Annotated in this window: 19 protein-coding genes; 10 read left to right on the top strand and 9 right to left on the bottom strand. The window is 59.2% G+C overall.

Annotated elements, in window-relative coordinates; genetic code table 11:
* On the bottom strand, positions 1 to 123 hold the full coding sequence (locus ACI5FR_RS17780) for a hypothetical protein (protein WP_405456669.1): 123 nt from the start codon (positions 121 to 123) through the stop codon (positions 1 to 3).
* Between the two features lie 229 nt (positions 124 to 352).
* Between ACI5FR_RS17780 and ACI5FR_RS17775 the strand changes: the two genes are divergently transcribed.
* Positions 353 to 2,341 (top strand): peptidoglycan D,D-transpeptidase FtsI family protein, encoded by a 1,989-nt coding sequence (locus tag ACI5FR_RS17775; protein WP_405456719.1) that lies wholly within the window; start codon positions 353 to 355, stop codon positions 2,339 to 2,341.
* Between the two features lie 15 nt (positions 2,342 to 2,356).
* Here the strand turns inward: ACI5FR_RS17775 and ACI5FR_RS17770 are convergent, their stop codons facing one another.
* Both ACI5FR_RS17770 and ACI5FR_RS17765 read right to left on the bottom strand, forming a co-directional pair.
* Positions 2,357 to 2,857, bottom strand: coding sequence for a GyrI-like domain-containing protein (locus ACI5FR_RS17770; RefSeq protein WP_405456667.1), 501 nt, complete (start codon positions 2,855 to 2,857; stop codon positions 2,357 to 2,359).
* Positions 2,858 to 2,869: 12 nt separating this feature from the next.
* Entirely contained in the window at positions 2,870 to 3,313 is a 444-nt protein-coding gene (locus ACI5FR_RS17765) for a GyrI-like domain-containing protein (protein WP_405456665.1), read from the bottom strand.
* A 141-nt stretch (positions 3,314 to 3,454) separates the two neighbouring features.
* On the opposite strand from ACI5FR_RS17765, the gene ACI5FR_RS17760 reads away from it, so the two are divergent.
* The 6 genes from ACI5FR_RS17760 (at position 3,455) to ACI5FR_RS17735 (ending at position 10,644) form a co-directional block, all read left to right on the top strand.
* Positions 3,455 to 4,168, top strand: coding sequence for an HAD-IA family hydrolase (locus ACI5FR_RS17760; protein WP_405456663.1), 714 nt, complete (start codon positions 3,455 to 3,457; stop codon positions 4,166 to 4,168).
* 23 nt (positions 4,169 to 4,191) lie between these two features.
* On the top strand, positions 4,192 to 6,222 hold the full coding sequence (locus ACI5FR_RS17755) for a peptidoglycan D,D-transpeptidase FtsI family protein (RefSeq protein ID WP_405456662.1): 2,031 nt from the start codon (positions 4,192 to 4,194) through the stop codon (positions 6,220 to 6,222).
* Between the two features lie 419 nt (positions 6,223 to 6,641).
* Positions 6,642 to 8,540, top strand: a complete 1,899-nt coding sequence (gene asnB, locus ACI5FR_RS17750; RefSeq protein WP_405456660.1) for an asparagine synthase (glutamine-hydrolyzing) — start codon at positions 6,642 to 6,644, stop codon at positions 8,538 to 8,540.
* Between the two features lie 54 nt (positions 8,541 to 8,594).
* Positions 8,595 to 9,335, top strand: a complete 741-nt coding sequence (locus ACI5FR_RS17745; RefSeq protein WP_405456658.1) for a Cof-type HAD-IIB family hydrolase — start codon at positions 8,595 to 8,597, stop codon at positions 9,333 to 9,335.
* Positions 9,336 to 9,403: 68 nt separating this feature from the next.
* The gene (locus ACI5FR_RS17740; RefSeq protein ID WP_405456656.1) at positions 9,404 to 9,889 is read left to right on the top strand and encodes a DUF456 domain-containing protein; all 486 of its coding nucleotides are present in this window, start codon (positions 9,404 to 9,406) and stop codon (positions 9,887 to 9,889) included.
* Positions 9,890 to 9,918: 29 nt separating this feature from the next.
* Positions 9,919 to 10,644: a ThuA domain-containing protein gene (locus ACI5FR_RS17735; protein ID WP_405456654.1), complete on the top strand. Its 726-nt coding sequence runs from the start codon at positions 9,919 to 9,921 to the stop codon at positions 10,642 to 10,644.
* 1,053 nt (positions 10,645 to 11,697) lie between these two features.
* Here the strand turns inward: ACI5FR_RS17735 and ACI5FR_RS17730 are convergent.
* Complete coding sequence (locus tag ACI5FR_RS17730; RefSeq protein ID WP_405456651.1) at positions 11,698 to 13,512, bottom strand: ABC transporter substrate-binding protein; 1,815 nt, start codon at positions 13,510 to 13,512, stop codon at positions 11,698 to 11,700.
* Between the two features lie 157 nt (positions 13,513 to 13,669).
* Between ACI5FR_RS17730 and ACI5FR_RS17725 the strand changes: the two genes are divergently transcribed.
* Entirely contained in the window at positions 13,670 to 13,882 is a 213-nt protein-coding gene (locus ACI5FR_RS17725) for a hypothetical protein (protein WP_405456649.1), read from the top strand.
* On the opposite strand, the gene ACI5FR_RS17720 is transcribed toward ACI5FR_RS17725, so the two are convergent.
* On the bottom strand, positions 13,877 to 14,686 hold the full coding sequence (locus ACI5FR_RS17720) for a hypothetical protein (RefSeq protein ID WP_405456646.1): 810 nt from the start codon (positions 14,684 to 14,686) through the stop codon (positions 13,877 to 13,879). The two genes, ACI5FR_RS17725 and ACI5FR_RS17720, sit on opposite strands and share 6 nt — an antisense overlap.
* Before the next feature lie 129 nt (positions 14,687 to 14,815).
* A complete protein-coding gene (locus ACI5FR_RS17715; protein WP_405456645.1) occupies positions 14,816 to 15,901 on the bottom strand; it encodes a citrate synthase in 1,086 nt (361 codons plus the stop codon).
* Positions 15,902 to 16,169: 268 nt separating this feature from the next.
* On the opposite strand from ACI5FR_RS17715, the gene ACI5FR_RS17710 reads away from it, so the two are divergent.
* The gene (locus ACI5FR_RS17710) at positions 16,170 to 19,616 is read left to right on the top strand and encodes a heparinase II/III family protein (RefSeq protein ID WP_405456642.1); all 3,447 of its coding nucleotides are present in this window, start codon (positions 16,170 to 16,172) and stop codon (positions 19,614 to 19,616) included.
* 70 nt (positions 19,617 to 19,686) lie between these two features.
* On the opposite strand, the gene ACI5FR_RS17705 is transcribed toward ACI5FR_RS17710, so the two are convergent.
* Positions 19,687 to 20,811 (bottom strand): homoserine dehydrogenase, encoded by a 1,125-nt coding sequence (locus tag ACI5FR_RS17705; RefSeq protein ID WP_405456639.1) that lies wholly within the window; start codon positions 20,809 to 20,811, stop codon positions 19,687 to 19,689.
* Positions 20,812 to 20,908: 97 nt separating this feature from the next.
* Positions 20,909 to 21,205 (bottom strand): hypothetical protein, encoded by a 297-nt coding sequence (locus tag ACI5FR_RS17700; protein WP_405456636.1) that lies wholly within the window; start codon positions 21,203 to 21,205, stop codon positions 20,909 to 20,911.
* Positions 21,206 to 21,337: 132 nt separating this feature from the next.
* On the opposite strand from ACI5FR_RS17700, the gene ACI5FR_RS17695 reads away from it, so the two are divergent.
* Positions 21,338 to 22,975, top strand: coding sequence for a putative polysaccharide biosynthesis protein (locus ACI5FR_RS17695; protein WP_405456634.1), 1,638 nt, complete (start codon positions 21,338 to 21,340; stop codon positions 22,973 to 22,975).
* Positions 22,976 to 22,977: 2 nt separating this feature from the next.
* On the opposite strand, the gene ACI5FR_RS17690 is transcribed toward ACI5FR_RS17695, so the two are convergent.
* Positions 22,978 to 24,252: a DUF2515 family protein gene (locus tag ACI5FR_RS17690; protein ID WP_405456631.1), complete on the bottom strand. Its 1,275-nt coding sequence runs from the start codon at positions 24,250 to 24,252 to the stop codon at positions 22,978 to 22,980.
* Between the last annotated feature and the right edge of the window lie 23 nt (positions 24,253 to 24,275).

Raw genomic sequence — 24,275 nt, 5'->3', positions numbered from 1 at the left:
CTAACGAAGCTCGTGCTTCGCATATTTGCCGACCCAATCTTGTTCATTCATCTCGTCGAACCAAGCGGAATGTATCCAGATCGGGAAGTTCGCGATGCGCTCCAGCTTCTCGACCGCTTGCATTCAGCCCTCCTTGGAATGCAGCCATGACTTGTTAAAGGCAGCTCTGCTCTCTTCTCAGTAGTTATTCGTCTTGTTTCGACAATACTCCTCTCCTTTTCCTCCTCCTCACTTACAATGTGTGGTCCGCCACTTTTCCATCTCCTTCGACATTATGGTAGACTAGGAAAGGTACAACTTGATAGAGTAGGAGGGATTGCCGGTGACTCCGGATTCTGAGTCCAAGGAGCAGATGGCTCACCGACGCCATTTTACGTTTCGTTTGAACTTATTTTTCTTCGTCGTCTTCGCCCTGTTCTCCATTCTGATCATCCGGCTCGCGATCGTGCAATTCGTAGAAGGGGAGACGCTGGCCGAGGAGGAGGGGAAGCTTAGGTCGAAGCATAACGCCATCCCTTCCATCCGCGGCTCGATCTTCGACCGAAAAGGATATCCGATCGCCGAGTCGACATCGTCCCAATCGCTCTTCTACTCCGTGGAGCCGGGCCAGAAGGAGAAGCAGCCGATCATAGATGTGGCCCGCAAGGTAGAGCAAATTTTCGCCCAGTACGGGGATCCGGCTAAAACGATGACGGCGGAGGACATTTTGAAAAAGATGGACGTCGGCTTTGATCTCCAGATGAACAAAACGAAGGACCCGAGCTACTACTCGGTGCCCCGCCGGATCAAAGCGGACTTGAACCAAGCGGAGATCGCCTACTTGTCCGAACACCGGGACGAGCTTCCGGGCATGGAGATTCAAGAGGAGAGCATCCGTCAATACAACGACAAGACGATCGCAGTCCAGCTAGTCGGGTATTTGAAGTCTTTCTCGACGGCGCGCAGCGATTCCGGGTTGGAGTTTTACCGGAAGAAGGCGGAGTCGACGGAACCGACCGATGAATATTTGGATACGGAGGACGTAGGGTTCGACGGGTTGGAGCTGATGTACCAGGACGAGCTGCGCGGCAAAAACGGGGTCAAGACGTACCCGGTCAATGCGGCTGAGAAAATCGTGGGCCCGGTCACGATGATCAAGCCGGAGAAGGGCAACAACCTGTTCCTGACGATTGATGCCGATGTGCAGCTCGAGACCGAGAACGCGATCATGGAGCATCTCGCCTATATCCGCGATCCGGCGCGGGACCGGTGGAGTTATGCTCCGAATGCGACGACCGGCTATGCCGTGGCCATGGAGGTCGATACCGGCAATGTCGTGGCGATGGCGAGCATGCCCGACTACAACCCGAATTTGTGGAACGGCGGGATCAGTCCGGAAGATTACAACAAGGTGAAGTTTTTCGTCGAAAACGGCACGATTCGGGAAGTGCGGCCGCCTTATGAAGATCAGAAAGAGCTGAACAAGCACCCGACCTCGCTCGTCTACCTCGGCTCGACGATCAAGCCGCTGACGATCCTGCTCGGCTTGAACGAGAAGCTGATGGGCATTAATGAGCTGTACACCGATACAGGAGTGTTCTTCTACGGGAAGGACAATAAGGCCCGGCTGACGAACTCGGACGGCAAATACAACGGCCCGATCAATGCCACCCAAGCGATCCAGTATTCGTCGAACACATACATGTCAGCCATGGTTGGCAACCGGTTGTACTTCCGGCCGAATACGGACGGGATCCAGGTTTGGAACGATTATATGGAGCGCTTCGGGCTCGGCGTGTTGACCGGCAGCGGACTCCGGGGCGAGTATGCAGGATACAAGGAGTACAACGAGACGAACAAAAAATACGGCCCGCAAGCGGCGCTCATCCCGGCTTCGTGGGGACAGATGGGCAAGTACACGACGCTGCAGCTGGCGCAGTACGCCGCGATGCTCGGCAACCGGGGGAAGCGGATCAAGCCGCAGTTCGTGACCAAGATCACGTCGTACGACATGAATCCGATTAAGGAGTTCCAGCCGGAAGTATTAAGTCAGGAGAATTTTCCGAAGGAGTATTGGGATACGGTTCAAAAAGGGATGGAGCTCGTGACCAAGAGCGGGTTCGAAGGGTTCCCTTACCGCGTAGCGGCGAAGACGGGGACGTCTACGCAGTCGGTGGCGGGGAAGGACATCGACAACGCGGTGTTCATCGCGTACGCGCCGGCCGACAAGCCGAAGCTGGCGGTTGCCGTCGTCGTTCCCGAGGGCGGCTTCGGCTCTTATGGTGCCGCGCCGATCGCGAGACGCATGTTTGACGCCTACGATCGGGCCGTCGGCTTGTACGGGGTGCCGGTGCAGCCTTAGAATCGCCGGTGCAGCTCAGGCGAGCGCCGGCTTCCGGCGAACCGGAAACCAGATGTCCGTAATCGACTCCTCCGATTCCGGCCCCTTGTTCCGTTCATCGTATACTTCTACATTGTACAGACCGCACAGCTCATAGGGCTGTTCCTTGAGCCATGTGGAATACAAATAATGATGCACTTCTCCGGCATTATCTTCGTGCCCCTGGAACGTGAAGACGGCGTACGTATTCGCCGGGATCTCTCGCACGACCATCCCGTCCGGGATGGTCCGTGTCGAGGTGACTTCCATTCCGATGAAATATTCGAACGGATCCGTGTCCGGATCGTAGCCCTCCGGATCGGTCGACAGGCCATACACGGTGTTTCCCTCAGCAATGGACATGATCTCGCCTTTCCGGCTCATAAAAGCGCTTCCCAACTTAAAAGTCGTGCGGTCCTGAAGGACCTCTTGCAGCGTAACCTGGACGGCGAGCCCGACTAATCTCAGCGCAGGGCGGTTGACTATAATCGCTTCCATCCCATTACCCCCCTAATTCAATGTATCGTACAAATCAATCTCGTTCGGTCCGGCCGTAATCTCCAGATGCCAGGCGCACAGGTTCCGCGTGTAGCCTTGGGCGGCGATCCAGGCGTGCAGCGTCTCATATGTACGCGGGATGCCCGTATTCGGCCCGCGGTGCCGAATGACCGCATACCGCTGTGCCGGCACTTCCAGACCAACCATACCAGGAGGGATTGTCATCCCATCCCATCGCTCGACCTCGACACCGATCCAGTACCCGTCCTGTTCCTCGGTGCAATCGCCGACCACGAACGCGCCGATGAGCTGCTCCGGGTTTACCGCGCCCTCAATCTCCTTTACACGTTCTCTCAGCTTTGCCGCCGTTTGGGGAATCTCCTGAAAATACCGATCTCCCTCGCAAACGACGCGAAACCCGATCAGGTGTTTGCGCCCCAGCTGCACTACCTCCATGGGATCCCTTCCTCCTTGTAATAAGCTTCCGTCGCCTCAGCCGAATTGGTTCTTTGAGACTCCCGGCCAGTTGTGGATTAGAACGTTTGTGATACAATATTCATATACACTTTACTATGACCGAGGAGAATTTTGCCAGTTATGATTTTGCACAATGCCACACGGTATAAAGCCGTCTTTTTCGACGCAGGCGACACGCTGTTGACGATCCCCGGAGCCCGCGAGACGATGCGGCGCTACTTGGCGGACAATGCCTTCCATCGCACGGAAGAAGAGATCGGAGAGCGGTTCGACGCGGCGTTCCGCTTGCTCTATTACAATAAGCCCGTGCTGGGCAACGAGCTGTGCTCGCCCGAATCCGACCGAGCGTTCTGGGTGAATCTGTACGGGCATATGCTGAATGAGCTGGGTGCTCGCGAACAGATCGAGGAGGAACTGATCCACCGCTGGTGCCATGAGATGTACGACCTGTTCGTCTCCCCGGAGCAATACGTCTTGTTCGACGATGTCCGGGATACGCTCGAAGCGCTTCAGGCGCGAGGCTACCGGATGGCGATCGTCTCCAACTTCGCTCCCACCCTGCGCGGCATTTTGCGTTACATGGAGATCGAGCCGTACTTCGACCCGATCATCGTCTCGACCGAGGTTGGGCTGGAGAAGCCGAATCCGGCGATCTTCCGGCTCGCTCTGGAGCAGTCCGGGTTATCGGCGAACGAGGTTTTGTATATAGGCGATCACGACAAGAACGATATATGGGCTCCCGGGCAAGTGGGGATCGACGCGGTGAAGATCAAACGGTACGCCTACCATACCGGCGAAGGCATTCACTCGCTTCGCGAACTGTGGCAGGACTAGGGTAGGAGGAAAGAGGAGCGAGCATGACGAACAAAGATCCCGCCAAAGAAGAAATAGCCAAAAACCGTCATTTTTCATTCCGATTGAACTTCTTTTTCTTCGGCATCTTCCTGCTGTTCTCCATCCTCATCGTGCGGCTGGCCTTGCTGCAGTTCGTAGAGGGCAAGGCGCTCGCGGAGGAAGAAACCCGGATGAAGTCGATGCACCATTCCATTCCGCCGATTCGCGGGACGATCTTCGACCGCACCGGCGCCTACCCGATCGCCGAATCCACCTCGACCCAATCGCTCTTCTACTCGATCGAGCCCGGTAAGAAGGACAAGGAACCGATCATCGAGATGGCCAAGAAGCTGGAACAGGTGTTCACCCAGTACGGCGATCCGAAAAAGCCGCTCTCGGCGCAAGAGATCATCAAGCGGATGGACGTCGGCTACGACCTGGACAAAAACCCTACGAAGGACCCAAGCTACTATTCCGTGCCTCGCCGGATCAAAGCGGATATGACCAACTCGGAGATCGCTTATTTGTCCGAGCATCGAGATCAGTATCCTGGGTTCGAGATTCAAGAGGAGAGCATCCGGCACTACAACGACAAGACGATCGCCGTGCAGCTGGTCGGCTACTTGAAGTCGTTCTCGGCGGCGCGCAACAAGGATACCGGGTTGGAGTTTTATCGGCAGAAGGCGGAGTCGACCGACCCGACCGTGGAATATCTGGATACGGAGGAAGTCGGCTTTGACGGCATCGAATACTTGTTCCAGGACGAGCTGCGGGGCAAAAACGGGCTGAAGAGCTATCCGGTCAATGCTGCGCAGAAAATCGTCGGTCCCGTGACGCTGACCAAGCCGGAAAAGGGGAACAACCTGTTCCTCACGATCGATTCGAATGTACAGCTCGAGACCGAGAAAGCGATCACGGAGCATCTGGCGTACATCCGCTCGGTCAAGAACGACGTGTGGCGCTATGCGCCCAATGCGACTACCGGCTATGCGGTGGCGATGGAAGTCGATACGGGCAATGTGATCGCGATGGCGAGTATGCCGGACTATGACCCGAACATTTGGCATGGCGGCATTAACAACGAAGATTACAAGAGTATTCAGTACCAATACTTGAACGGGGCTATCTCCGAGGTGTACGCGAACTATCCGGATCCGAAGGAACGGGCGAAGCATCCGACCTCGCTCGTGTACCTGGGCTCGACGATCAAGCCGCTGTCCGTCCTGATCGGGCTCAAGGAAGGGCTGTTCACCGCGAACGAGACGTACTACGACACCGGAGCGATGACGTTCGGGAAAGACAACACGGTCATTCACAATTCCGGCGGCACCGCGTGGGGATATCTTAATGCGTGGCAGGCGATCTGGCGCTCCTCCAACACCTACATGTCCGAGATGATCGGGCTGCGGCTGTACAACAAGTACAAGGGCGATATCAAGGTGTGGGACGACTATATGAAGCAATTCGGTCTCGGGGTCAAGACGGGCAGCGGCCTTCGCTACGAGTCGGCAGGCATCGCCGACTACAAATATGAAGCGGAAAAAGCGAGCTCGCAGTCTGCGCTCGTCCGCGCCTCCTGGGGCCAGATGGGCAAGTACACGACGCTTCAGCTCGCGCAGTATGCCGCGATGCTCGGCAACCGGGGCAAGCGGATGAAGCCGAACTTCGTCTCTTATATGACGACTTACGATATGCAGCCGATCAAAAAGTTCGAGCCCGAGGTGCTGAACGAGGTGCAGCTGCCTAAGGATTATTGGGACACGATTCAGCGCGGCATGCTGCTAGTGAACAAGGACGGCTTCGACGGCGTGACCTACTCGGTCGCCGCCAAGACCGGGACGTCGACCCAGAGCATCGCCCGCAAGGAGATCGACAACGCCGTATTCATCGCCTATGCGCCTGCCGACAAGCCGAAGATCGCGGTAGCCGTCGTCGTGCCGGAAGGCGGCTATGGTGCGTATGGCGCCGGGCCGATCGCTCGCCGCATTCTCGACGCGTACGACCGGGAGTACGGCATGTACGGGACGCCGAATCCGAATGCAGGCGTGAAATAAGCGAATAGAGCAAGAGGAGGAGCTGCTAGTGAGGAGACACTCACGGCGGCTCTTTTTTGCAGCTTCAATGTTGCACTAATGAAACTTTTTTGCGTATACATAACAATAGGGCGAGACGAGATGTGCGGGAACCATCGGGATGTCGCCCGTTTAAGGGGTGAGCCTCATGAAGCGAAAGCAGACCAGTCCGTCGATTAGACGTTTTTGGTGGGGGATGCTGTATCTTACTCTTACGGCTCTTTTCACAGGATGAATGTACCGTTGAAAGGCAGAGCAGCAAGGCCCGGCGGGGAATGTCGCATGGAACAAGCCTTGTTTCTGAAAACGAGGAGAGGTATGATATACTAAATGTTCAGTAACGTGTTCCATCTCGTGTGCAGATGCAACAACAGGACCTCAACTTGAAAGGATCAATAGCTATGTGCGGCATTACGGGCGTAATGTATTTCGATGCTAGAGAGCCGAAGGAAGCGATGCTTCGGCAGATGATGGATGTGATCGAGCACCGGGGGCCGAACGATTCCGGCGTCTTCACCGATCCGGGGATCGGACTCGGCTTTCGCCGGCTGTCGATCATCGACCTGAAGGAAGGCCACCAGCCGCTCAGCAATGAGGACGATACCGTCTGGATCGTCTTCAACGGCGAGATCTACAACTATCAGCGTCTGCGGGAGGACCTGCTCGCGCGGGGACACCGCTTCAAGACGCATACCGATACGGAAGTGATCGTACACCTGTACGAGGAATACGGCGAGCATTGCGTCGACCATCTGCGGGGCATGTACGGGTTCGTCATTTGGGACCGCCGGAAGCGGGAGCTGTTCGGGGCGCGGGACCATTTCGGCATCAAGCCGTTCTATTACTACACCGACGGGAGCCGCTTCCTGTTCGGCTCGGAGATCAAGAGCTTGCTCGAGGCGGACGGCATGGAGCGCCGGGTGAACGAGGACAGCCTGCTGCAGTACTTGACGTTCCAGTACGTGCCGGAGCCGGAGACGATGTTCGCCGGCATTCGCAAGCTGCCGCCGGCCCACACGATTCGGATCACCGCCGACGGCCGGATGAGCGTCCGCCGCTACTGGGATCCGATGTTCGCGCCGGTGCAGCGGCCGTTCGCCGACGTCGTCGAGGAGCTGCGGGCGAAGCTGCGGGACTCGGTCGTGCATCACATGCACAGCGACGTCGAGCGCGGCTGCTTCCTGTCGAGCGGCATCGACTCGACCGCGATCGCGGCGCACATGAAGCGGATCGAGCCGATCCGCACGTTCTCCGTCGGCTTCGACGGGCCGAACAACGAGACGGTCATCGCGAGACAGACCGCCCAGGCGCTCGGCACGGAGCACTACGAGAAGCTGATCACCGCCGACGACTTCTTCGGCGCGCTGCCGAAGGCGATCTGGCACCAGGACGAGCCTGTCGCCGACCCTTCCGCGATCGCGCTCTATCACGTCGCGGGCTTGGCGGCCGAGCACATCACGGTCGTGCTGTCCGGCGAAGGCGCGGACGAGCTGTTCGGCGGCTACCGCATCTACCGTGAGCCGCTGTCGCTGAGGCCGCTAGCTTGGCTGCCGCGGCCGGTCATGCGGCTCGTGCATCAGCTGGTGCGCTTCCTGCCGGATGGCGTGAAGGGGCGCAATTACTTGCTGCGCGGAACTACGCCGCTCGAGGAGCGGTTCCTCGGCAACGCCAAGCTGCTCGGAGAGGCGGCCAAGGCGGAGCTGCTGCAGCTCGACCGCAAGCGGCTGCGCACGTACCGCGACCCGTGGCAGGTGGCGGGCGACTTCTACAGCAAGACCCGCCACTTGGATCCGGTGTCGCGTATGCAGTACATCGACATGAACCTGTGGCTGCCGGGCGATATTCTGATGAAGGCCGACAAGATGACGATGGCCCATTCGCTGGAGCTGCGCGTCCCGTTCCTGGATAAGGAGCTGTTCGAGTTCGCCCGGACGATCCCGATGGAGTACCGGCTGGCGGAAGGGACGACCAAGTATGTGTTCCGCAAGGCGATGGAAGGGATCATCCCGGACTTCATCCTGAACCGTCCGAAGCTCGGCTTCCCCGTTCCGCTGCGCGAATGGGTCAAAGGACCGCAGGGCGCGATGATGCGTGAACAGATCCGTTCGAGCGGCATCGAGCCGTACTTCGACCTGAAGGTCGTCGACCGGATGTTCGATCAGCATGCGGCCGGTCACGGAGACTTCGCCCGCTGGATCTGGGCGGTGTACGTCTTCGGCCTGTGGCATGCGACGTATATGCAAGGTGCGACCTCGCCGGGACTCGGCTTGGAACGGCAATTGGAGTCAACCGGGACGTAGCCGGGACCATTGGATTTCGTTTTTTGGACAAGTCAGGGAGAGGATGAAGAAGGCATGGGACGCTACAAATTGCTCGCGATCGATATGGACGGCACGCTGTTGAACGAGGAATCCCTCATCTCCGACGACAACCGCAACTGGATTCACAAAGCGCTGGAGGCGGGCATCTCGGTTATCCTGTCCACCGGGCGCGGGGTGCAAAAGGTGTACCCGTATACGGACGAGATCGGGCTTAAGACGCCGATCGTCTCGGTGAACGGCAGCGAGGTGTGGAAGGAGCCGCGGGTGCTCCTGAAGCGTCACCTGATGAAGACGGAATGGATACGCCGCCTGCACGAGATGTCGGTGAAGTATGACACGTGGTTCTGGGCGTATTCCGTCGAGGGCGTGCACAACAAGGAAAACTGGGTGCCGGAGGAGCTGGAGACTACCCAGTGGCTGAAGTTCGGGTTTTTCACCGAAGACGATCAAAGCCGCAACCGAATCCTGGACGAGCTGACCGCTTGGGGCGAATTCGAGATTACGAACTCGCACCCGCACAATCTGGAGATCAATCCCAAAGGCATCAGCAAGGCGAGCGGGATTGAAGAAGTGTGCCGGCTGCTGGGGCATTCGATGTCCGAAGTCGTGGCGATGGGTGACAGCCTGAACGATATGGCGATGATCCGGGCGGCCGGACTCGGCGTGGCGATGGGCAATGCCCAGGAGGAGCTTAAGCGGGCTGCGGATCTTGTGACAGTGACGAATCAGGAGCATGCGGTGGCGAAGATCATTCGGGAGCATATTCTGGTGTAATCTGTGTCTGATGAGAGTCTGATGAGTTTGATGAGTTTGATCGACGAGCCGGAAGGAGCGGGTGCGTAATGGCCATTGCGGGATGGATCCTGGTTATCGTTTTGTTCGCGGTCGGAATGGCCGGGGCGATCTTCCCAATTTTGCCGGGCGTGCTGGCGATCTATGCGGCTTTTTTCGTGTACGGGTTTTTCATCGGGTTCGGCGAGTTCGGCTTCTGGTTCTGGCTTCTCCAGACGTCCATCGTAGTCGCGGTTATCGTCGCCGATTACTTGGTCAGCGCGCTGGGGGTGAAGAAGGTAGGCGGCTCCCGGGCTTCGGTCGTCGGCAGCACAATCGGAATTCTCGTCGGCCCCTTCGTCATTCCGGGGATCGGCTTGCTGCTCGGGCCTTTTCTCGGGGCGGTGATCGGAGAGCTGTTCGCCGGGTCGCAGCCGGGACAAGCGGTGAAGGTCGGGATCGGGTCGTTGGTCGGATTTCTCTCCAGCGTCGTCGTAAAATTCATTTTACAATTGATCATGATTGTGCTATTTATAGGGTGGGTTATCTGGAACTGAGTGTCACTAATGCGTAGGGAGGAACTACCTTGATCCGCGTTATCGTCTGGAACGAATATTTGCATGAGAAGGAAAACCAAGTCGTCGCGTCCCTGTACCCGAATGGCATCCATGGGGCGATCGGGGCCGGGATTGCGAAGGAAGACGTGCAAGTGCGCTACGCTACGCTGGACATGCCGGAGCACGGTCTGTCCGACGAGGTGCTGAGCGAGACCGATGTTCTCATCTGGTGGGGGCACCGGGGCCATAACCAAGTGAGCGACGAGATCGTGGAGCGCGTGCAGAAGCGCGTGCTGCAGGGCATGGGCTTGATCGTGCTGCACTCGGGCCACTTCTCCAAAATTTTCAAAAAGCTCATGGGCACCACATGCGACCTGAAATGGCGCGCCGTCGGGGAGAAGGAGCGGCTCTGGGTCGTCGATCCGTCGCATCCGATCGCAGAGGGCGTCGGGCAGTTCATCGAGCTCGAGCATGAGGAGATGTACGGCGAACACTTCGACATTCCGGCTCCGGACGAGCTCGTCTTCGTCAGCTGGTTCGAAGGCGGCGAAGTGTTCCGCAGCGGCTGCACGTTCCGCCGGGGGCAGGGCAAGATTTTCTACTTCCGCCCGGGGCATGAGACGTATCCGACGTACCATAACCAGGATGTGCTGCGCGTGATTTCCAATGCCGTGCATTGGGCCGCTCCGAAGCTCGGGGCTAAGCCGGTGTACGGCCACGTGAAGGAGCCGCTCGAGCCAATCAAGAGCGTGTAGGTGTAGGCTTTGTTAGGCGTGAAGGCGGGGCGGAGTTTTGATGGGAGAGGGAAAACCTCCCTCTTCTTGGGCCGAATGGTCCTCTTTTTCGCACGTTAAGGGGAAAACCTCCCTCTTTTTTTGGCTAAATGCTCGGATCGAGCGGATTTTTGGCCGGAGGAGAGGGAGGTTTTCCCTTTCCTGCCCGAAATCGGGCCGGTTTGCGCAAAAGAGGAGGAGGTTTTCCTCTTTTGGAGGCGTCGGTTACTGGAAAGGATCCGGGGCGGTGGACGGGATTAAGCCGAAATAGTCGCGTTACTGGACGGGATCCGGGGCGGTGGACGGGATAAAGCCGAAATAGTCGTGTTACTGGGCGGGACCCGGGGCGGTGGACGGGATAAAGCCGAAATAGTCGTGTTTCTGGACGGGATCCGGAGCGGTGGACGGGATAAAGCCGAAATAGTCGTGTTTCTGGACGGGATCTTGGGCGGTGGACGGGATTAAGCCGAATTAGTCGTGTTACTGGAAAGGATTAAGCGCAATCGCAATCACATCCACCTGAGCGATTCTCCGGCAAATCGATCCGACTGATTCTATTCTCCAACCTCCGTATGAATATCGACCTAAGCTATCCTTTACGACCGATATACCCTAGCATTTCCATCCATCCCCGTAACCTGTACACCCCTAAATTCGGCAACACAGACAACGTACGCATGAACATCAACCTGAGCTTCCATGCGACCGATAAACCCCGGCAACACCATCCACCCCCGCAACCTGCGACCCAGCACTCGGCAACCTGTAGCAAGCTCGCATTCTAGTAACTAGGTCCAAGCACTTCAATCCTCAACCTAGGCAACAGCATTCACACCGATTCGATCAACAGAGTTTAATCTTCGTATCCACGCACCATGCAACTCCCGTACCTCGCAACCCCCCACATCCTACACTCCTGCACTCCGTACCCCGCACCCCCCACACACCTCCGCTCCTACACTCCTGCAAACAACCGCACCCCCCACAAATTACTCTACTCCTGCGCCCCGGCATTCCAGCTACCCAGCCCCCAGCCTACTCGGGCAAAAACCAAATGTCCTTAAAGTCAACCCACCCGAGCGGGTTCAGGCGGAACCCTTTCACCGAAGGGTGCAGCGAGGCGATCTGCTTCGTATGCACCAGGAACAGCAGCGAGCGGTTCTCGTTCTGCATTCCCTCCAGCAGCTGCAGCAGGCCCACGCGTGCTTGTGGGTCGGGCTCGGCCAGCAGTGTCGCGAGCATCCGGTCGCACGTCTGGAGCGAGTCGGGCGCCATATGCGCGCGGATGTAGCTCAGGTCCGAACGATAGTTCTGGAACGGCCCCTCGTCCTCGATGACGAGACTGAACAGGTAGCCGTCCGCCTGGCGAATCGCTTGCGCGTCGACCATCTCCTCCCGGGATTGGATCACCACCTGGAGCTGAACGCCGAACCGCGCATACTGCTGCTGCAGCCAAGCGGCGTCTTCCGCATGCCCCGCAGTCGTCGCCAGCACGAACGGTTCGCCCCGATACCCCGAGTCCTTCAGCAGGCGTAGCCCGAGCTCGGGGTTGAAGGCGTAGTCGTCGGCCGACAGGAAGTCGCCGGGAACATAGGAGTGGGCGCAGTACACCCGGGTTTCACCCAAGTCGCGGATCATTTTCCCCCGGTCGGTCAGATAGTGCAGCGCATGCCGGAACGCAAAGCTATGCTGAGGTCCGCCCGCCCGGCTCAGATTGAACGTCATCACGCAGCAGCCCGGGAACAGCTCCTCCGCCGCCGACCAGCTGGGACGCTGGGTGGCAGCCGGTTCGAGTCGGGCGTGGTGGAAGGCGATTTTGTCCCAGGGCGACTCGGTCCAGGCGGTGAGGCAATCCTCCGGCATGATGATCATCTCCACCCGATCCAGATAAGCCCTCCCTTGAAAATAAGAAGGGAACGCCTCCAGCGTACAAAACGAAGGCACATTGGCGATCAGCTGGAACGGCCCGGTCCCGACCGGATGCCTGGCGAAGGCCGCTCCCTTCTGCTGGCAGACGTCCTGAGGGACGATCGAGGCCGCGTGGCTGCACAGGAAGCGCGGGAACAAGTAATGAGGTCCGCAGAGCTCGAACTCGACGGTCGTCGCGTTCCGTGCGTGCACCGACACCAGCTCCCGGAACAGCCAGCGGTAGGCGGACTCCGTCCCCGGATCCGGGTCCATCAATCGGCGGAACGTATACGCGACATCCTCCGCGGTCAGCTCGCGCCCATGATGGAACAGCACCCCCTTGCGCAGCCGGAAAATCCAGCGCCGTTCGCCGGCTTCGCTCTCCCAGCTGTGGGCCAGATGAGGTACGACCGTACCCGTGGCCCGATCATACCGCACGAGCGTATCGAATAGCTGCCGGATTACGTTTACGTCAGTAGCGAAGAACGTCGAGATCGGATCCAGCCGATACAGGGCGTGCGGGATCGGAAGCCGCAGCACCTCCACGCAGCTCTGGGAAGAGGACTCGGGCTCCGTCTGATACCCGAAATACCCCGTCAGCCACTCCATGAACCGATCCCGGGCCGACGTCCCGTCCCCGTATTCGCGGATCAGCTCGAGCCCTTCCGAGAGCTGGCCTTTGTCAGCCAGCTTCTGGGCCAGCTCCACGAGCACCTGCTCGTGCGGCATCAAGAAAGTCAGCATCGACAAGTTCCCGCGGCCGATCCCGGGAGTCCAGGCGATCCAGCCTACGGCTAGCAGCTTCTTGAGCACGATCTTCACATTGCGAGGCGAGCAATACCAGATGCGGGCCAGCTCGTCCAGGCCGATCGGAAATGGCGATTGCTCCGGTTGAGATGCATATGCGCGGCGAACCTGCAAATATTGCAAGGACAGTTGCATAAACTTCCTTTCCTCCTCCGCTAGGCCAGCTTGACAATGAAAAAAAGGGGAAATTATTTTCGCTCATTATACTCTTTTTATCATCTTTTGAACATGTAAAAATAGCACCAAGAGAAAACACAAAAGAGACCCATAAGGGATGGATGGAGGGAGCGACATGCTGGACGAATATTACTTGGTAGAACAACAGGCGGAGCAGCGGAAAAGAGAGCTCAAGGAAGTTACCCGGAACTATTGGAAATGCGCAGCTGTAAGCTTGGAGGAGCGGGAGGAGCGGGAGGAGCATAGAAAAAACGGTCCCGGAAGACCGTCTCTCTTAACCATAATCGCGAACTGGTTCGGAAATGGCAAACGTTCAAGCGGACTATAACGGGGTAAACGTACAGTCCTCGGGCTCGGTCGTCGTGATCGTAATCGTCCAGCCTTCCGCGATGACGAACGCTCCTCCAATCGGAGAATCCGAGGTGACGTATAGACTCCAAACTCCATTCGGGGCGAGCCCGTTAAAATTGCTAAGCGCAACGACTGGCGATGTCGGAGGCGCCGGCGAGTTGAGATTCTCGATCTCTTCGTAATTGGTCGGCTGATACGTACCGGAGACGAGCGGGCCGTCATCCGGTATCGGACCGGCTGCCGAGTCGTCGAACGTCAAGAAGACGTGGGCAAAGCCAAGCATGCCGCCTGCATCCGAGGTGAGGAGCGTATTCGTAATTCCGTCCGGTCCGGCGAGGAGAATCTCCCTCGCATCGAAATTATTGCCGGAGAGATCAAGCAGGTTGACCGTGACCTTCGTAATAAAGCCTTCTAATCCGGTGACCGTAATGGTCGACGGATACGGAACGGCCCTCGGGTCCGTACTCGGATCGGCGATGTCGATGCTGTTCGGATTCGCGAACGTCCCGATATGGGCCCGGTTGCACAATCGGCGAAAAGGGGCCACGGTCAAAGTCGAATCGACGTTTACAGTCGGGTTGACGGTCACCGGAGATGGCGCGATGTTCGTAACGTCCGGCGGAGGGTTGTTAATGATCGTTCTCACAATAATCTTTTTACGCTTCTTTTTGGATTTGAGCACGCAATGCCTTTTCTTTTTGCGCGGTCGACATTTCACAATCCGCTTGTGCCGACGGCGCTTTTTCTGATCAAGCTCGTCTAAGGACTCCACATCGTTCATCCGTCTATGCCTCCCTTTGAACTTGTATATGCTATGTCCCACATATACCGGGCGTATAGACGGATGTACAAGGCGAACTAGACAGGCAACCATTTGTCGGGAAAATGGTGAGGCAACCAGTGACAAGCCTTACGGCAGGTCACCGGTATAGACGGATTGCGGCCGATAGATCCGGTTGTCCGCCGCCTGCTCCAGCACGTGGGCGGTCCAGCCGACGATCCGGCTCGCTGTGAATGTGGCCGTGAACAACGAGGGATCGAGCCGTACCGCCTTCAGCACCGCCGAGGCGAAAAACTCCACATTGGTGTACAGCTTGCGCCCCGGCTTATACTCCGCCAGCAGCCGGATGGCCGTCTCCTCGACGTGCAGGGCGAAGTCGAACCAAGGGTCTTCTGCGTTCAGCCGCGCAGTCACTTCCCGCAGCGCCTCGGCCCGGGGATCCATCGTCTTGTAGACGCGATGGCCGAAGCCCATCAGCTTCTCGCGCTGCTCGAGCTTGCCGCGGATCCACGGTTCGGCGTTCTCCCTCGCGCCGATCTCCTCCAGCATAGCGATGACCTCGGAGGGGGCTCCGCCATGCAGCGGCCCCTTCATTGCACCGATACCGGCCGTTACGGCGGACACGAGGTCGGACTCCGTCGAGCTGACGACCCGGCAGGCGAACGTGGAGGCGTTCAGGCCATGCTCCATCGTTAGGATCAAGTACGCTTCGAGCGCTTGCACGTGCGCTTCAGACGGTACCTCGCCCGACAGCATGTACAAGTAGTTGGCGGCATGACGCAGCTCGGGATGCGGCTCGACGAAGGGTGCTCCCTGCAGCCGGCGGAACCGGTAGGCGATGATGGACGGCAGCACGGCCGTCAGCTCGAGCGCCTGCTCGGCGGTAGGCGGCCAAGCGTAGCGGGCATCGCCGATCGCCGAGACGGCGGTGCGCAGCACGCTCATCATCGGAGCATCGGCCGGCAGGGCGTCGAGAACGAGCCGGACGGACGCCGGCAGCGTGCGCGCTTCCTTCATGCTGCCGGTGAACGCCGCAAGCGTGTCGGCACCCGGCAGCGTTCCGTACCAGAGCAGATGCGCGACCTCCTCGAAGGTGCGACGGACGGCCAAGTCCTGGGCGCGATGCCCGCGGAATATGAGACGGCCTTGGGCGCCGTCGACGAGACTGATCGACGTTTCGGCGGCGACGATTCCTTCCAAACCTCTGGCTAGCATAAGCTCGACCTCCTGAGAATGGCATGAGTTTCTTTCAGTATACTCGGAAGCGCTGATAAATGATAATTGTTAAAATATTTATGTGTGATAGAAATAGTTTATTTATATACATGTATATGATAGGTATTTTGAAATAAATGGATGTGATAGAATGAAAGCAAAAGGAGGTGGTAGCCCAACCCTATCGGTTTGCTAAGCTTCTTAGTCGACATCCCAGATCATGCTCGCCGTCCAGTTGCACCCAATCTGACGCGAAATGAGGGATCCCATGATGGACCACGCGCCTCGCCTGTCGGCGTTCAGGCCGATGCTGCTGCTGTTGTTCGCCTTTGTCGCACTCCTTACGGTTATGCTCCTTCCTCCCCAAGCCGCACGTGCCTACACCGACCCCAGCAACATGACTGACGACGTTTTTTTCGCCAAGCTTAATCTGGATTATCCCGGTCTCGCGACCGTGAAGGCGGACGTAGCCGCTGCCAACTACACAGCGGCCAAGACCCATCTGCTGAGTTATTTTCAAAGCCGCTCCGCCCCCGTCTACTTCCCGGTCGGCACGACGCCCTCCGGAGGCCCGCTGGAATCCAGTCCGGACGATCTGGTCAACTACATTTTCACGATTCTCGGAGAGACCAAGAACTTCAGCGGATCCGGCGGCATCCAGTGGGATCAGACATGGACGGGCGGTTCCTGGTCGAACTCCTCGTTCAATAATTATTTGGAAGATTTCCTGATGTACAACATTCTCGCCCCTGGGTATAACGCGCTTGCACCAGGCGATCCGAAACGGACCTCATACTCCGACACTTGGATGAAATTCGCCCTGGAGTTTATCACGGACAAAGGCAATACGGCCAACGGCACGTCCGAGAACATCCTGGATTTGGCGAAACGGCTGACCAACTGGAACATGGCCTACTCGGTGTTCCGGAACAGTCCTTCGATCGATGCGCCCGGCAACGCGGCTTACCTGAAGCATATCTGGCAAATGGCCGACTACGCCTATGCGAACATCGAATCGGCGAACGGCAACAACTGGTATGCGAGCATCGCCCGCGCGATCTATATCGCCGGCGTCTACTTCCCCGAGTTCAAGGATGCGGAGAACTGGCGGATGCGCGGCGAGGGCGCGATGAGCAAGTACATGAACAAAAACGTGAAGGGCGACGGCATGAACGACGAGCCTACGGAGGGCTACCATTTGTATGGCCTGTCGCTCGCCAATACGATTCAGCAGTTCGGGCAGCTAAACGGCTATGCCGATGTGTTGAAGGACTCCAAGGAGCTGCTCGAGCGCAGCGCGGAATTCACCATGGACGCCTTGTTCCCGAACCTGGAGGAAGGGCCGATGATCGGGGATTCCTCGGAAAAGGAGTTCGCTCCCCATGGGCTTTTGGCCGACTATGCGACAATTTACGGACGATCGGATTTCGAGTATATCGCTTCCCATCGAGCGAGCGGGACGGTGCCGGACCATACGTCGGTCGTGTATCCGAACAGCTCCGCGATCATGCGGACGGGCTGGAACGACAATGACAAATACATGTTCATCGAGAACGAGGATACGGATTACGGGGCTTCCCACAACCACCCAGACGACTTGAGTCTGGTCATGTACGCTTACGGCAAGCGGCTGATCGCCGACCCGGGCGTTTACACCTACGATTCTCCTGACACAGTGGGGGACTGGCTGAGGCGCACCACGGAAGCCCACAATACGGTTGAGGTGAACAACAATCCGCAAAGCCTGGTGAACCGCAAGCTGAACAAGTGGATCACGAACGCCGGCTTCGACTTCTATGACGGCCAGCACGGCGATTACGCGCCGATCTATCACAACCGCAAAGTATTTTTCGCCAAGCCGAACTATTGGATCGTGTCCGACGTGATGACGGGCAGCGCGATTGCGAACACGTATGAGCAACTGTGGCACTTCCGACCGAATACGCTCAGCCTGAACGGGACGACGAAGGCGGTGACGACGCAGTTCGTCGGGGAGCCGAACGTGAAGATCGTGCCGGCCGACCCGACTACCGTCACGGCGGCGGTTCGGAACGGGTATTATTCGGACGCTTACGCCTCCTATTCGCCGGCTCAATACTTGGCCTATACGAAATCGGCGACGGGCAGCACTTCCTACGACACGGTGATTTTCCCCGAGGATGCCGGGCAGAATCACAACGTGACGGTGTCGCGCCTCGCGATGGCGGGCGTCAGTCCTTACACCGCTACGGCGCTGACGATCAATCTCGATTCGGGCAACAACGGGAATGTGGCCGCCTACTATCTCTCGCACGAGACGACGCACCCGACCCGCAGCTTCGGAACGTACGGCTATAACGGCGAGCTGGCCTATATCGAAAAGACGTCCGGCGGCGCGCTGAGCCAGATCGCGATCGACGAGGGCAGCCTGTTGACCGACGGGGCGACGAATCTCCTCTCGGCCACCGGCACGGTGCAGAACTTGGCCGTGAAATATAGCGGTACGACGCTGCAGCTGTCCAGCAGCGAGAAGCTGGCGTACGCGGTCACGATCTACGCTCCCGGGGTGACGGCCGTTACGTTCAATGGGGCCGGCGTCGGGTTTACGACGGCGGGCAGCTACATCACCGTCGCGGCGGCCGGGGCGAGCACGGCTTCGACGGTGCTGACGGATAGCTTCGACGTGGCTCCGCTGACGAACGAGTTCTATGACTTCGAGAGCGGTTCGGCGACTGGCTGGCGGCCGCTTAACGGGACATGGAGCGTCACGGCCCAAGGCGCGGGCAAGGTGTACCGCCAGACGAACAACGCCAGCGTGGACGCCAAGACGGTCACGACGTCCAAGTGGACGGACGTGCTCGTGGAGGCGGATGTCACGACGGTGTCGGCCACGACCGGGACGAACGGGGTGCATCTGCTGGCTCGGTACCAGGACGTGCTCAATACGTACATGTTCCGCTATTACTCGCTGAGCGGGACCACGTCGCTGCGGATCGAGAAGGTATTCGCCGGCACGACTACCGTGCTCGCTACGGTACCGTTCACGATGGCGACCGGCACGACGTATAAGCTGAAGGGCACGATCAGCGGCAATACGCTCAAGCTGTACGTCGACGGGACGCTCTATCTGACGGCGACCGATTCGGACATTACCGAAGGGTACGTCGGGCTGGACGCGCATCGCCGAGATGCGTACTTCGACAACGTGAAGGTGACGGAGATCATCGGGGACGATTGGGAGATCGACCGCGGGCCTTGGATAATCAACAACTTCGAGCTGTATACCGACTCGCTCAGCTCCGCCAACTCGGAGGTGCGAACGCGGGAGCAGAACGACCTGTACGCCTACAGCGGACAGGCGAAAGTGAAGGTCGCCGCCTGGGGCGCGACGCCGGCCAGCGCCGGACTTGTCGCCCGCTCGCTCGGCATCAATGACGGCTACCGCTTCCTGCTGTACAACAGCGGCAGCGGCACGAAGCTGCGCATCGAAAAGGTCCTGAGCGGCCTTGCGGCCGCGGCGACGCCGACCGTGCTCGCGGAGAAGGCGTACACGGTCGCCACCGGCACGTACTACACGCTGAAGGCCGCCGTGGAGGGCGGGGTGCTGAAGCTATACGTGAACGGGACGCTTGAGCTGAGCGCCTACGACACGACGCTGCCACGCGGCGGCTTCGGGTTCCGGGCGACGAACGCGCAGGCGCGCTTCGACGACGCGTTGCTGGAGCGACTGCAATAGCGGAATAGTGAGAAGGGCTCGGGAGCATGGTTCCCGAGCCCTTTTTGGGGTCATCCAAGCCTTTTCCAGCCTACTTGTCCGGCCGATACAGATTGATCAGATCCTTCCACGCCGCGGCCGCGGCTCCGGTAGGGCTGGAGGCGCCGCCGATCGCGGCGACCGTGCCCATCAAGTCCGTGTGGAACACGATACCCTTCTCGGTTCGGTCGACGCCGAATAGCGGGTGGCCAGGCTCGAGCTCGCGCGGAGCGACTTCCAGCCGGATGCGCGTCCCGGACTCCGGCGACGCGTCCGGCGGGACGAGCTCAGCGGAAGCGAGCAGCTTCAGCTTCTTGCCGGCCTGCTGTGCCGCGGCGATCGCGTCCGGCGTGACTCGATCGATGCCGGTCACCTGTACGTCGCGGAGCGTACTGGACGCGCCGAGCAGCGCATCGGCCAGCAGGACGAGCTTGCAGGCACTGTCCGTCCCCTCGACGTCCAGTGCGGGATTCGTCTCGGCGATGCCGCGCTGCTGCGCCTCCTGCAGCGCCTCCGCGAACGAGACGGGCTCCTCGTGCATCCGGGTCAAGATGTAGTTCGTCGTCCCGTTGAGGATGCCTTCGATCTTCGAGATCCTGCAGCCGGCAAGCGCGTAGTCTCCGAGATCGAGCGTCGGCAGCGCGGCGGCCGTCGCCCCGCTGTACCGGAGGCTTGTCCCGCTCGAGCGGGCCGCGTCCCGGATAGCGCCGAAGTTCGAGACCAGCGCGCCCTTCGAGATCGCCACGACGTCGAGCCCCCGGTTCAACGCCTTCATCATGTAAGAGAGCGCCGGCTCGCCATGCGAGATATTCGTCGGGGTCGCTTCGACGAGGACGTCGGCGAGCTGCCCCCAGTCCGGCATCGCCATCGTCGTCGATGCTGAAGCTTCGAGCCAAGTCGCGGTGCGTCCGCATTCGTTATCGGCGTAGTCGCGCAGCGCTTTCGAGCCCCGCCCCGGGGCGTCGAGCAGAGCGGCGATCTGTATGCCTTCGGCGTCGTACAGCAGCCCACCGCTGCCCAAGATTCCGACGAGCCGGAACCGCAATCGGTATCTCGCTTTCCACTCCGTCTCTCGCCGGTGGAGCACGCGAACGAATTCCCGGCCCACGGTGCCGAAGCCGGCCAATAGGATGTTTACGGTCTTTATGTCGTCAGGTGCTTTCCAGTCTACAGTCATGCCTGTACCCACCGTCCTTTCCCACCACTGTACCGCAAATCCGCGCAGAAAAAAAGAAAGCCTCTGTCAGGCTTTCCCGTTCCTCTTGCCCTCTTCCCTACAACAGCAGCGTAATGGCGAGCAGGTCGAACAGCACCAGCGGCAGTACCGTGCTGTTGTAGAAGTAGTTTCCATAACCAGGATAGTAGGGGTTGAAATAGCGCGTTTGCTGCTGGGGCAAATGCAAGTATACGTAATCGGCATCGACATGCACGATGTATCCTTCGTGAACGGCCCCGTTCGTGCGCTCCAACCGCACATACCGGTTCAAGTACTGCTTGCACGCGTGATAGGCTTCTTCCTTACATTGCTTAATTAGCTTATGGACTTCCGCCTTCGCCTTGTAAATCTCCATGTTGCCTTGCACCTCCGTTTCTAGTCATCCACATCATATGCATTCGCCCAGATTTGGTTCATCGTTCATGGCGGAGGGGGAACAATCCTAGTATAATAGGAGTCATGCTTATTACAGGGAGAAGGGTCTCAATTGTCCAAGGATTCGCTTGTCAAAGGAACGATTATTCTCGCGCTCGCCGCCCTGATCGCCCGGGTATTGGGCGCGGTGCAGCGTATTCCGCTCGTCTATCTGCTCGATGACGCCGGTATGGCGACGTACTCGATCGCCTTCAATATCTATAGCTTCCTGCTCGTCATCGCCACCGCCGGCATTCCAAGCGCGCTCAGCAAGCTCGTCTCGCAGGAGACGGCGCTCGGGCAGCATGCGGAAGCGAACCGCATCTATAGAGCGGCCGGGCTGTTCGCCCTCGGCGCCGGTGTCGTCATGACGCTCCTGCTCCTCGTGTTCGCGCCGTATTACGCGAATGAAGTGAGCCACGACCCGGACGCCGCGTTGTCCATCCGCGCGCTCGCGCCGGCGCTGCTCCTGTTCCCGCTGATCGCGATCATGCGGGGCTATTTCCAGGGCCGGCAGCGCATGCTGCCGAACGGGCTGTCGCAGATCGTAGAGCAGATCCTGCGGCTCGTCACGGCAGTCGGCCTCGCGTTCCTCCTGCTCCAGCTCGATTACGGCCACGTTAAGGCTGTGGCCGGCGCCTCGTTCGGAGGCGTGATGGGCAGCATCGGCGCCGTCCTCGTGATGGCGTACTACGCGCTCGCCATGCGGCGCGAGGACGCCCGCACCGGACAGACCGGCAATGCGAAGCCGGTCCAGTCGCCCAGCTACGGCGCGATCTATCGCCGGCTGTTCCGGGTGGCCGTGCCGATCGTCTTGTTCTCGACGGCCGTGCCGCTCATCTACTTGATCGACTCGTCGATTACGATCGGCCTGCTGCAAGGCGATCTCGGCTACGACGCGGCGAAGGAGGCGCTCGGCGTCTTGGGCGGACGAGCCCAGTCGCTCGCCGGCATCCCGATCATCCTGGCGATCGCGCTCAGCCAGTCGGCGGTGCCCGTCGTGTCCGCCGCCTTCGCCCGCCAGGACATGGAGCTTGTACGCGGACAAGCGTCCAAGGCGCTGTACATGTCCGTCGTCACCGGGCTGCCGATGGTCATCGCGATTTGCGTAGCGGCGCGGCCGCTGAACGGCTTCCTGTTCGGCAATCATGACGGCACGTCCATCATTATATTCCTGACCGTCAGCGTCCTGTTCCAGATCGTCATGCAAACCTCCGGCGCCATCCTGATGGGCATGGGGCGAATGAAGCCGCTCATCCTGCATGTCGCCATCGGGATCGTCATTAAGCTGGTGGCGAGCTACTTGCTCTCGCCATGGCTCGGCATCTACGGGATCATCGCTGCAACCGCGCTTTGCTTCATCGCGATGGCGCAGCTGAACTTGCGCGTGTTGAAACGAATGGTGGATTACACGGTATTGGGCAGCAAATGGGGAGGCATCATCGTGACGGTGATCGGAACGTCGGCAGTCGGCGCGGCGCTCGAGTGGGCGACGAGCCAATGGGTGCAGCCGTTCGCGGCCGCGCGGGTGAACGATATGATCAATGCAGCGATCGTCGGCGGACTCGCTTGCGTTTTGTATGTGCTCTTGCTCTTCCTCACGCGAACCGTGACGGAGAGCGAGATCGGCAGCTTCCCGGGACCGCTGCAGAAGCTGTACCGCCGCTTCCGCCGCGACAAGAGCCGCAGCAACAGCGCGAGCCAAGGTTAATCTCAGAGGAGTTGGTCGGTTAAGACGGCCAGCTCTATTTTATTGAGCGCGAAGCAGGCTTCGTTCGTAATCTCGAACGCGTGGGGGACCGTAAGGTCGTCGTAATATTCCATGACCGTGAGGGAGTCGAACCAGTCATATCGCGGAGGGGAGTCGAAAGGGGTATCCGGCCAGGCGTCGGCGAGCTTCGGGCTGCATAAGCGCGCGGCTCCGGGCAGCAGGCTGCATCCGTTCAGCTTCTCGGCGTAAGGCTTTTCCGGAGAGGACGGACGCTCGGGAGCGAACAGCTGCGGCCAATAGTCGGCCCGCGACCCTGTGTGAGGAGTGGAGGAGGCGAACTTCAGCACGCCTTCCCGAATGTCCGGGACGCCGAACAGGATCGCGTACAGCTGCATGCCGATGCCGATACGCTCTTGCAGATTGGCGAAATGTTCAAGGACCCGGCCCGCGAGCCGGGGGTGCGGGAGGCTGGAGGTATAGGGGAAGGCGAGCACATTGAGCTGCAGCCACGTTTGAGCGCGATAGGGCACGGAGTTCAGCATGGAGGCGAACGGTTCGCTTCGAACGACCCGATCTTCAATATAGTGCTGCTCATTGATGATGAGCGAAGCGGTCAGCAGCTCGGAGCAGCGATCGCGCCAGAACGCGTCCCAGATCGGGCTCATAAAGGCGGATACGCGGAACAAGGGCAGCAGGTGAAACAAGCTCTTGCCGTGCGACTTGCTCGCTTCATACAGCAGCAGTTGGGGATACGCATCGTGGAATATAAACGAGTTCGCCCGCTCCAGAAAAGCAAAGCTCATCCGAAGCCGATCGTCCGTCAACAGACGCGGGAGGAGCTCCCCCCGTAGGTCGGTCATGTTCCATCCCCCGTTCCGGGATACCATATGCGCGAGCAATGCCCAATGGAGCTCGGGATGACGGGAATACAGCTCATAGTAGGCTTGCGTCCGGGTTACGTTGTTGCGGTTCATGCGCTCGGTCTCGGCTGCGATTGCACGAACAAGAGACTGCTCCTCCGCCGCTATCGGCTGGATGGAAGCAGTCTCTTGCGGCAAGGAAGCGTCGCGACGCAGCTGAGCGGCCAGCTCATGCCGGATCCGGCGCAGCGTCTGACTTGGAATGGCAAGGGCCGTGGCGGACTCCGCCAACTGAGCGGACCGCCGGTAATTCGACGCTTTCCCGAGAAGGTAATGGGCGGCGTGAAGAGGGATGGCCAGCATCCGTTTCACGAAGCGGCTTACGGTCGCAGCTTTGGCATTTCCTTCGGCGTTCATCGGGACGTCTCCTTCCTCGGCCG

Source organism: Paenibacillus sp. HJGM_3, assembly GCF_045062745.1.
Taxonomy (GTDB): domain Bacteria; phylum Bacillota; class Bacilli; order Paenibacillales; family NBRC-103111; genus Paenibacillus_AA.
Note: the sequence above shows the minus strand (reverse complement) of the source record. Positions and strands in the feature narration are given on the sequence as shown.

Bases quoted from the DNA above. Each gene is read 5' to 3' on its own strand.
- ACI5FR_RS17725 (WP_405456649.1), top strand. From the start codon at position 13,670: ATGCTGGACGAATATTACTTGGTAGAACAACAGGCGGAGCAGCGGAAA.
- ACI5FR_RS17780 (WP_405456669.1), bottom strand. From the start codon at position 123: ATGCAAGCGGTCGAGAAGCTGGAGCGCATCGCGAACTTCCCGATCTGG.
- ACI5FR_RS17765 (WP_405456665.1), bottom strand. From the start codon at position 3,313: ATGGAGGTAGTGCAGCTGGGGCGCAAACACCTGATCGGGTTTCGCGTC.
- ACI5FR_RS17730 (WP_405456651.1), bottom strand. From the start codon at position 13,512: ATGCAACTGTCCTTGCAATATTTGCAGGTTCGCCGCGCATATGCATCT.
- ACI5FR_RS17770 (WP_405456667.1), bottom strand. From the start codon at position 2,857: ATGGAAGCGATTATAGTCAACCGCCCTGCGCTGAGATTAGTCGGGCTC.
- ACI5FR_RS17705 (WP_405456639.1), bottom strand. From the start codon at position 20,811: ATGACTGTAGACTGGAAAGCACCTGACGACATAAAGACCGTAAACATC.
- ACI5FR_RS17720 (WP_405456646.1), bottom strand. From the start codon at position 14,686: ATGAACGATGTGGAGTCCTTAGACGAGCTTGATCAGAAAAAGCGCCGT.
- ACI5FR_RS17715 (WP_405456645.1), bottom strand. From the start codon at position 15,901: ATGCTAGCCAGAGGTTTGGAAGGAATCGTCGCCGCCGAAACGTCGATC.
- ACI5FR_RS17775 (WP_405456719.1), top strand. From the start codon at position 353: ATGGCTCACCGACGCCATTTTACGTTTCGTTTGAACTTATTTTTCTTC.
- ACI5FR_RS17755 (WP_405456662.1), top strand. From the start codon at position 4,192: ATGACGAACAAAGATCCCGCCAAAGAAGAAATAGCCAAAAACCGTCAT.
- ACI5FR_RS17710 (WP_405456642.1), top strand. From the start codon at position 16,170: ATGATGGACCACGCGCCTCGCCTGTCGGCGTTCAGGCCGATGCTGCTG.
- ACI5FR_RS17745 (WP_405456658.1), top strand. From the start codon at position 8,595: ATGGGACGCTACAAATTGCTCGCGATCGATATGGACGGCACGCTGTTG.
- ACI5FR_RS17690 (WP_405456631.1), bottom strand. From the start codon at position 24,252: ATGAACGCCGAAGGAAATGCCAAAGCTGCGACCGTAAGCCGCTTCGTG.
- ACI5FR_RS17760 (WP_405456663.1), top strand. From the start codon at position 3,455: ATGATTTTGCACAATGCCACACGGTATAAAGCCGTCTTTTTCGACGCA.
- asnB (WP_405456660.1), top strand. From the start codon at position 6,642: ATGTGCGGCATTACGGGCGTAATGTATTTCGATGCTAGAGAGCCGAAG.
- ACI5FR_RS17740 (WP_405456656.1), top strand. From the start codon at position 9,404: ATGGCCATTGCGGGATGGATCCTGGTTATCGTTTTGTTCGCGGTCGGA.
- ACI5FR_RS17700 (WP_405456636.1), bottom strand. From the start codon at position 21,205: ATGGAGATTTACAAGGCGAAGGCGGAAGTCCATAAGCTAATTAAGCAA.